This window comes from Oikeobacillus pervagus, assembly GCF_030813365.1.
GTDB classification, from domain to species: Bacteria; Bacillota; Bacilli; order Bacillales; family DSM-23947; genus Oikeobacillus; species Oikeobacillus pervagus.
This window is the reverse complement of sequence record NZ_JAUSUC010000081.1, coordinates 1-6,162: the sequence shown is the minus strand read 5'-3', so window position 1 is coordinate 6,162 and position 6,162 is coordinate 1. Positions and strand designations below refer to the sequence as shown.

At 36.3% G+C, this 6,162-nt stretch carries 6 protein-coding genes; all 6 read left to right on the top strand.

Annotated elements, in window-relative coordinates; genetic code table 11:
* The first annotated feature begins 367 nt into the window (after window positions 1–367).
* Window positions 368–790, top strand: a complete 423-nt coding sequence (locus J2S13_RS16265; protein ID WP_307258905.1) for an SMI1/KNR4 family protein — start codon at window positions 368–370, stop codon at window positions 788–790.
* Between the two features lie 643 nt (window positions 791–1,433).
* Window positions 1,434–1,628 (top strand): hypothetical protein, encoded by a 195-nt coding sequence (locus J2S13_RS16260; RefSeq protein ID WP_307258904.1) that lies wholly within the window; start codon window positions 1,434–1,436, stop codon window positions 1,626–1,628.
* Window positions 1,625–1,978 (top strand): IS66 family insertion sequence element accessory protein TnpB, encoded by a 354-nt coding sequence (tnpB, locus tag J2S13_RS16255; protein WP_307258906.1) that lies wholly within the window; start codon window positions 1,625–1,627, stop codon window positions 1,976–1,978. The genes J2S13_RS16260 and tnpB overlap by 4 nt, the downstream gene beginning before the upstream one ends.
* A 90-nt stretch (window positions 1,979–2,068) precedes the next feature.
* On the top strand, window positions 2,069–3,670 hold the full coding sequence (gene tnpC, locus J2S13_RS16250) for an IS66 family transposase (RefSeq protein ID WP_307258903.1): 1,602 nt from the start codon (window positions 2,069–2,071) through the stop codon (window positions 3,668–3,670).
* 169 nt (window positions 3,671–3,839) lie between these two features.
* The gene (locus J2S13_RS16245) at window positions 3,840–4,622 is read left to right on the top strand and encodes a recombinase family protein (protein ID WP_307258902.1); all 783 of its coding nucleotides are present in this window, start codon (window positions 3,840–3,842) and stop codon (window positions 4,620–4,622) included.
* A gap of 157 nt (window positions 4,623–4,779) precedes the next feature.
* Window positions 4,780–6,015: an IS110 family RNA-guided transposase gene (locus J2S13_RS16240; protein ID WP_307258900.1), complete on the top strand. Its 1,236-nt coding sequence runs from the start codon at window positions 4,780–4,782 to the stop codon at window positions 6,013–6,015.
* Window positions 6,016–6,162 lie beyond the last annotated feature (147 nt).

Genomic DNA, 6,162 nt, shown 5'->3' with positions numbered 1-6,162 from the left:
GTAGCGAGTAAATTGGTGAAATCCGGACGTTCACTGTATTTCAAAATGTCCTCAAGCTTTGTCTATGAACGCTTCTTTTGGGATGTACTGACCAGTGTGCAGCAGCTAACATTTAACTAAATAGCCATTTTAAAAAAATCGAACTCGCACCAAGGGGGAAGTCTGCCCAAAAATTGGTTTTCTCGCAAAGACTCGTTTCAAATCGTCTCTAACAAGGCTATTTTTTCGATCTCAATTTCCCTTAGCGTTATAAATTTCATGAAATTCTCAAAGTTTTAGATTGCGGTGAATAATTCAGGAATACAATAATTTTAGAAAAAAATACTGGAAATGGCGTTTTAATAATTTAGATTGAGGTGATTAAGAAATGGATATGGAAATTTTAGAAATGATAAATCAATATACTGAAAAAGGAGATTTTTTTGGAGAAATATCAGACGAAAACATAGTTATGATTGAAAAAAAATTAGGTTGTACTTTTCCGCCACAATATAGAGAGTTTGTTAAAAGGTTTGGTTCAGGAGGTATTTGTGGAGTTGAGGTATTGGGAGTAGAAGGAATGGAGTATGCATCAGTAGTCGATGATACTGAAAGATATAGAAAATTAGGATTATCAGAGAATTATTTGGTTATTGAAAATGTAGATGAATTTGTTTATTGTATTAACACGAAAGGTGATTACTATGTTATAAGATGGGATGATATCAGTAAGGAAGAAATAATTAGATACTCAACTTTTGATGAGTACTTAAAAGATAGCTTTCAAGAAGCAATTGTCAATTGGGATTAGAAATTAAAAACAAAAAAGCACATAAGCCAAATGAACGAGGAAGAACTTATTTTTGAAGTGGAAAGAAAAAGAATTGGTTGTTTAAAAGTACATACTCCATGATGGTTGTACCATCATAGAGTGTTATGTGCAATGATAGAATAAAAAATAAAGTACGAGCTTAGGCGAGATGACATTTTACCGGGTGATAAATATAAACACATGGAATGTATATAAAACTAACGAACTCGTACAAGCTCGTAATTTTTAATGTAGTAGTTGTCACGACATATAAAAGGTATCATACTGTTGCCATAAAACTTACAAATTTAATGCTACTTAAAAACAGATGAACTTAAAGCACTTGATTGTCAACTCGAGGCAACAAGTGCTTTTTTGCGTTTGAGCGTAGAAATTTAAAAGAGCATTATAATTTTATAAGTGCATTAAGTGTTAAATTTTTATTGTTGTTTTATAGATTGTAATGGCTATGTACAGTGTACGACGATAGTAGAGGAAAAAATAAAGGGTTGTATTATTTTTTGAAGTCATCGTAAAGTACGTTTTAACGGATGGACGGTAAGCCCCCATTCAAACAACGCATATTAAACACGCAGCACCTTCTGGTACGATACATTTATCAAACAAAGGAGGTGCTTTCCTAATGCCACAACAAAAATTAACGATCGTCCCCGTTACATTGCATACCGAAAATGAAAAATCTTTACTATCCACTTCTCCAAAAGAGCCTTCACCCAGTATTTGCATGATTAAAACGGCAAACGCTGAAATATCCTTCTATGTTGGCATAGATGAGCGCATCATCCAAACCGTTATGAGGGAGTTGAAACATTGGTGAAACATGATTATACGGATGTGAAGAATATCTATATCATTTGTGGAAAAACGGATATGCGTAAAGGCATTGACGGATTGGCCACACTGATTCAGGATTCTTTCGAACTGGACCCGTATGGGGATTCCATTTTTTTATTTGCAGGGTGGAGTAAAGATCGCTATAAATGTTTATATTTCGATGGGGATGGCTTCGCCATGCTTTATAAACGTTTAGATAATGGAAAACTCCAATGGCCCAAAGATGAAAAGGAAGTACGCAAACTGACACAACGGGAGCTTCGCTGGCTCCTTGAAGGTCTATCGATTCAGCAACCAAAGGCCATTCAACCATCGCCAAAAGGTGCGTTCTAAATTCGCTCAAGTCCTTATTTTTCTCTTTATTTCACTGTTCGAACTGATTATAATAAAAAGAACGAAACCGAACGGAAAGTGGTGAAGGGTGTGGCGAACGTTTCTTCTGCGAATGGGAATCAACCTGAGAAATTAATTCGACTTCTCGAAGAACAATTGGCACAGATGAATCAGCAAAATAAAGAACTATCGAAAAAGTTAGATCAATCATTGAAGCAGAACGAGGCGCTAACCGAACAACTCCGCCATTTGAACAAGCTTTTATATGGATCGAAAACAGAGAAGTCTAAATACAATGCACCAGATGGACAAGTGTCACTATTTGATGATGACCCATCTTTTCCTGGTTCTGAGCACACAGAAGAACAAAGCCAACAGACGATTTCTTATACTGTTGTACGAAATGTTCAAAAGAAAAAGAGAAATGATTCATTACGTGATGATGTTGAAATAGAGGAGATTCACCATCATCCAGAAAATACACTCTGTGACTGTTGTCAAAATCAAATGATGGAAATTGGTCGTACGGTTGTCCGTGAAGAAGCAAAATTTATTCCGGCAAAAATGATGAAAGTGCAGCACATTGAACACGCTTATGAATGTAAAAACTGCAAAGGCGATTCATCTCAGCAAGCCAAGATTAAACGTGGGAAAGCACCACAACCAGCTATTCAACGGAGCATGGCGAGTTCTAGCGTACTTGCCAAAGTGATCTATGATAAATTTGTACAGTATTTGCCCCTATACCGTCAGGTAAAGGAATGGGATCGTTATGGCTTAAATACGAATGATAAGAACCTCTCTAATTGGGTCATCCGTGCATCACATGATTGGCTATTACCTGTTTACGACTACATGAAGCATTTGATGATGACTAAATCTCTTTTACATGTCGATGAAACGTATGGGCAAATTATTAACCGTTCCGATGGAAAGTCTGGACAAACGAATGCCTATAATTGGGTATTTCGAAGTGTGCCAAGCCAAGGTCCAATAATAACTCTTTTTAAAAGTTCATTATCACGTGCTCGATCTGTTCTTGAGAGTTTTATCAAAGGCTTTTCTGGAACCATTATTTGTGATGGCTATTCTGCTTATGACAAAATAGAAGGGGTCACTTTTGCGAATTGTTGGGCGCACACCCGTCGCTACTGGTTAAAAGTAGACAGCAAAAATGGACAAATCGGTGTAAAATATTGTGACGATTTATACCGACTTGAAAGGAAATTCAAGCATTTGTCTCCAAGTCAGCGAAGGAAAAAGCGCCAAAAGTACTCTAAGCCTATCGTTGAAAAATTCCTAGATTGGGTTGAAAAATCACCATTCTACGGAAAAAATGCGCTAGCAAAGGCAGCTGAATATACTTTAAACAGAGCAAATGGTCTAAAAGCGTTTTTAATGGATGGTCGTATCGAAATTGATAATAATCCGGCTGAAAATGCCATTAGACCAAGTGTGATCGGTCGGAAAAACTGGATCCACTCAGTTAGTGAAGCTGTTGCAAATGCCAACGCGATCTGTTTAAGTATCACGGAAACGGCAAAAGCAAACGGCGTGGACTTTTATCGATATTTATTAAAGTTACTGACGGATTTACCCAATCTAGATATCTATCAACACCCGGAAATTTTAAAGCAATATATGCCTTGGTCAAAAATGATTCAAGCTGAATGTAGAAATAAAGTGAAATAACCGTACATCTGACAAAAAAGTCATGTTATACGGTTATTTGTCATGCGGGCCGGAAAGGCACGCTTATTTTTATAATTCGGGCTTACGATGGACGTTATGCACACGTTATCCGCAAAAAACGGGTAAAAGTTACAGGGACTTTAATTGCTGTAACGGGAAGGGGCTCAATATGGGAGAGAAAGTAGTTGGTTACATACGAGTTTCAACGGAAGGACAAGTACGTGATGGGTATAGTTTAGCGTATCAAGTAGAAGAGATTGAACGTTACTGTAACGAAAATAATTTAGAACTACTTCGTGTGTATGAGGATAGAGGATTAAGCGGAGCGACTGTTGATGAAGATGGATTAACAGTTGAACGTGAAGGTCTACAAGAGCTATTGTCGGATATTGCATATCATCAAGTGGGCAAAGTTATTGTACTAAATACATCTCGGTTATGGCGCTCTGATATGGCAAAAGTGTTAATACAACGAGAGCTAAAGAAATACAAGGTAGATGTGAAAGCAATTGAACAACCGAATTATAGTATATACACGCATGACCCAAATGACTTTTTAGTAAATGGCATGTTAGAACTATTAGACCAATATCAACGTCTTGAGATTGCATTAAAGCTAAGTAGAGGGAGAAAGAAGAAAGCGGAACAAGGTGGATATGCAGGTGGCGGTGTGATGTTTGGTTACAGGGCAAACAAAGGACAAAAAGTGTTAGAAGTGGATACTAATAAAGCAATCGTTGTACGTAGGCTATTTGAGCTACGACACTTTTTTAAGCATTGGTCACTTACTCAATTGGCAGAAAGACTGAATATGGAAGGCTATTGTATAGAGAAAGGGAAGCTGTTTACGAAAGTACAAGTGAAACGCATGTTAGATAGAGAGAATTTTTATCGTGGCATGTATAAATACGGGAAAATACAAACAAAAGGACAACATCCAGCAATTATATAACAGTCGTACTTAAAAAATCGCTCATTTTACTATATGTACTTATGAAATTATGAAAATGGATAGGCTTGGGTACCTATGCGCATCGGAAGATGAACGCTCGAACTAAGGTTGCCGACATTTTTATATATGACTAAATCATTGAATAGAGGGATGAGTTATGCATAATAGGCAGAATTATTTGTATGTAGGAGTAGATTTACATAAGCAGCATCATACGGCTGTTATTATTAATTGTTGGCAAGAGAAACTAGGAGAAATACAATTTGAGAATAAACCATCTGCATTTTCGAAGTTTTTACTAGAAGTAGAGACATATGTGTGTGATGGGATAACTGTTGTATTTGGTTTAGAAGATGTTGGTGGTTATGGAAGAGCATTAGCAAAATATTTAGTAGATCACGAACAGGTAGTGAAAGAAGTAAATCCAGCTTTATCATTTTTAGAACGCAAAAGTGAGGTAATGATTAAAAAGAACGATAGTTGGGATGCGGAATGTGTAGCACGCATATTGGTAAACAAATTTAATCAATTACCAGATGCAAAGCCAAACGATTTATTTTGGTCGATACAACAATTGGTTTCAAGAAGGAATGCATTAGTAAAAGCACAAAGTGCATTAAAGAACCAATTACATATTCAATTAAATCACCATTATCCAAGTTATAAAAAGTTTTTCTCAGAGTTAGATGGAAAAACAGCATTAGCGTTTTGGCAGCAATATCCGTCACCCTCTTGTTTAGAGGGGACGAATATAAAGCGATTAACAGCTTTTTTATTAGATGTTAGCAACAATACATGTTCAGTAAAGAAAGCAAGCGAAATATTAAAACTTGTAAAAGAAGATGGACATACAATGAAGGAATATCAAGAAACACGAGATTTTTTAGTAAGAAGTATTGTACGGGATATTGAGTTTAAAAAGACAGAAATGAAATACATCGAGAGAGAATTAAAACAGCTAGTAAAACTACTAGATTATCAATTAGAAACGATGTCGGGAATAGAACTTGTGACGGCATCAGCATTAATTGCAAAAATTGGAGATGTAAGACGATTTCCAAATGCCAACAAATTAGCACGATTTGCGGGGATTGCGCCTGTTTACTTTGGTTCTGGTGGGAAAGGTAAGGTGCATAAAAACAAACAAGGAAACAGGGCGCTACACGCTTTATTTTATAATTTAGCTGTACAGCAAGTGCAAGTAGCAAAAGGAAGTAAGATGCCACGAAACCCAGTGTTTCATGCGTACTATCAAAAGAAGCTTAAAGAAGGTAAAACAAAAGGACAAGCACTTGTGTGTATTATGAGAAGGCTTGTCAACATTATATACGGAATGATGAAATATAAAACAGCCTATGAATTGCCGATAGTGGAAGAAAAAGAAGTAGTTTAATAAGGTTTTACAGGGTTTGCTTTTTTATTGTGAGGGTTTAAGATTACAACATAGGGTACGGGAAAAGGTAGTAAGATAGAGGATATATCTAAATTAACTACAGAAGATATCCCGACTGCAAAAAGTGGCAAATTTAATGATTTCTTT

What these genes read in the sequence shown, in the direction of transcription:
- J2S13_RS16240 (WP_307258900.1), top strand. Translation starts at nt 4,780, where the DNA reads ATGCATAATAGGCAGAATTATTTGTATGTAGGAGTAGATTTACATAAG.
- J2S13_RS16260 (WP_307258904.1), top strand. Translation starts at nt 1,434, where the DNA reads ATGCCACAACAAAAATTAACGATCGTCCCCGTTACATTGCATACCGAA.
- J2S13_RS16265 (WP_307258905.1), top strand. Translation starts at nt 368, where the DNA reads ATGGATATGGAAATTTTAGAAATGATAAATCAATATACTGAAAAAGGA.
- J2S13_RS16245 (WP_307258902.1), top strand. Translation starts at nt 3,840, where the DNA reads ATGGGAGAGAAAGTAGTTGGTTACATACGAGTTTCAACGGAAGGACAA.